Origin of the sequence: Streptomyces durbertensis, from assembly GCF_014156695.1 — a bacterium.
In the GTDB taxonomy this organism is placed as follows: Bacteria; Actinomycetota; Actinomycetes; order Streptomycetales; family Streptomycetaceae; genus Streptomyces; species Streptomyces durbertensis.
The window spans coordinates 1-2,548 of the sequence record NZ_WMLF01000600.1; the positions used below are offsets into that span (position 1 = coordinate 1).

General features: G+C 73.7%; 2 protein-coding genes. Both read right to left on the reverse strand.

Annotated elements, in window-relative coordinates:
- The coding region (locus GL263_RS24915) for a hypothetical protein (protein ID WP_182857997.1) at window positions 1-226 on the reverse strand (226 nt) is incomplete at its 3' end.
- A 49-nt stretch (window positions 227-275) separates the two neighbouring features.
- Window positions 276-2,548: DUF6049 family protein (locus tag GL263_RS24920; RefSeq protein ID WP_182857998.1), on the reverse strand; the 2,273-nt coding region annotated here is incomplete at its 5' end.

A 2,548-nucleotide genomic window follows, 5' to 3' on the forward strand; every position in this document is an offset into this window, starting at 1 on the left:
GCTCGTAGCGGCTCGCGGTGGCCGCGGGCGGCGCGGGCGGCGGCGGGTGTTCACGGTGGTCGTACAGCGCCTCGTCCACCGGGTCCTGCGCCGCCGGGTCGCGGCCCTGGAACGGGTCGCGGCGGTAGGCGTCCCGGACGTAGGGGTCCTGCCCGTCCTGCCCGCCGTGCTGCCCGGCGTGCGGGTCCCGGCCCTCACCCGGCTCCCGGTCGTACGGCACGTTCACTGCTACCCCACCTCGTCGTCCGCGGGCTCACTGCGGCCCCACACCTGGCTCAACGGTCCACCTTCTCACCCGGGCCCGGGGTGTCGGTGTTCCCGGGGCCGGACGTGTCCGAAGAGTCACCCGAGGCGTCGTCCGGGCGAGCTGTCCCGGTTGACACCTCCTCGCCGCGCGGCGACCCCTCCGCCGTGGACGACTCCTCCCCGGCCGCCGACGGTTCCAGCGGCGCGTCCGGGTCCGGCTGGGGGCCCCGCCGCTTGCGCTGGGTGTACATCCGCACTCCGGCGAGCACCACGAGCAGCATGCCGCCCGCGATGACCAGCAGCACGGTCGAGGTGATCTCGGTGACGTCGACCTGGAAGCTCATCGGCGGCCCGTAGGGCTTGCCGTCCTTGGTGAAGAGCTGCGCCTCCATCGAAGAGCGGCCGTTGGCCTTGGCGGTGGTGTCGAACTTGATCGACTGGCTGTGCCCGCCCTCCACGACAACCGGCTTGGTCTCCTCCTTCACCTCCAGGCCGAGCCGCCGCCCGGACGTGAGCCGCAGCTCGAGACCGTCCACGGGCTGGATGAGGTTGTTCTGGACGGTGACGGGGATGGTCGCGCTGCGCCCGGAGAGCGTCATCCGGGACTTCTGCACCAGCCTGACCTGGCGGGTCAGCTCGGTCAGGTGCGCCTGGACCGACTCGCGGTAGGCGGCGGCCTCGGCCGGTTTGCCCCGCCAGGAGGTCGACAGCTCGCGGCGCAGCGCGCCGCCGAAGGGGGTGATGACGCGGTCGTCCTGGCTGAGGATGACGGTGAAGTCGTCCAGCGTGGCCTGGGTGCGCTGGATCTCCTCGAAGGCCTCCGTCCCCAGCTCCTGCTTGCGCAGCCCCGCCGGGTACGAGCCGGCCGGCGGCACCCGCTGCTCGGCCTTCGGGTCGGGCTTGGCCTTCGCGGCCTCCCCGAGCTCCGCGAACTCCGCCCAGCGGCCGTTGTCCGCGAGCGCCCGGACGGCCCGCGCCATCGTCCGCGCCTCGCTGACGCTCGGCATGCGCTGGGGCGCGACGACGATGCTGCGCCGCGTGTTGGGCTTCTGCTCGGTGATGGACAGGGTCTGCGCGAGGAACTGCTGTACCGCCTGCGTCGACGCGTCGGCCCGGGTCAGGTCGCCGCGGAACAGCCGGGACAGCCGGGCGTCGGCGGAGACGGCCGTGACCCCGCCGCCGATCGGCCGGGCCGCGGTCGGCGTGTAGGGCAGCCCGCCGGTCTCCCGGAGGCTGTCGCTGCGGGTGAGGATCTTCCGGGCGCCGGCGGAGGTCGCCACGGACACGACGGCGGGGTCGAGGGCGCCCTCGACCGGCCAGGCGAACGAGGTGTTCGGGGTGGTGTGGAGGATCGTCTCGACGGTCTTCACGGCGGCCTCGGTGGCGGGGCGCAGATGGCTCAGGGCGCCGGAGACGGTACGGCCGCGGTGGGCGAGCGAGGCCAGGTCCGGGTCGCCGAACGGCAGGGCGACGACCTCCCGCCCCTCGGTGGCCCGCTGGAGGTCGTTCAGCCAGGCGCGGGCGGCCTGCTGGCTCTGCCCGGCCACCACGCCGTCGGGCGTCTCCACCTTGTACGGCTTGGTCATGGCGTCGACTGTGGCGAGCAGGTCGGGGTCGATGACCCAGCTGACCGGCAGGTCGCGGCCGAGGTTGACCATCTGGTGCAGCCGGCCGCCGGGCGAGATGTCGGTCGCCAGCCTGTCGTCCCGGAAGACCGGGGTCTGCTGCCGGTCCGACTCGGTGCGGGCGGTCATGTGCGCGGAGGAGATGAGCGGCCACACGAACGTCAGCCGGGTGCGGGTCTTCGCCTCGGCCGCCTGCCAGGGAAGGAAGGTCCGCTCGATGCCGAGCACGTGCGGGTAGGCCTCGGCCTGGTTCTGGCCGTTGAGCGCCACGCCCAGCTGGTACACGCCGTCCGCGCCCAGTTCCAGCCGCTTGACCGGCACGGTGAGGGTGAAGGACCTGGTCTGCCCGGCGGCGAGGTCGTCGACGTCGACGCTGGTGTTCCGTCCGGTGACCTCGTCGCCGTCCTGGCCCGGCTGGAAGCCGGTGCGGCTGCTCGCCTGCTCGATCGCGCTGCGGGTGCTCAGCCGCTGCCCGGAGTAGAGGACGATCCGCGCGTCGGTGACCGTGGTCCGGCCGCGGTTGGTGACGGTGCCGCTGACGGTGAGCGTGTCGTTCTTGTCCGGGGCGACCGGCGTGACGCGGTTCACCGCCACCTCGACGGTCCGGGAGCCGTTCGCCTCCCCGGCCCGGCTCGCGGCCGTGCCGGGGCTCTGCGGGGCCGCGGAGGGGGCCTGTG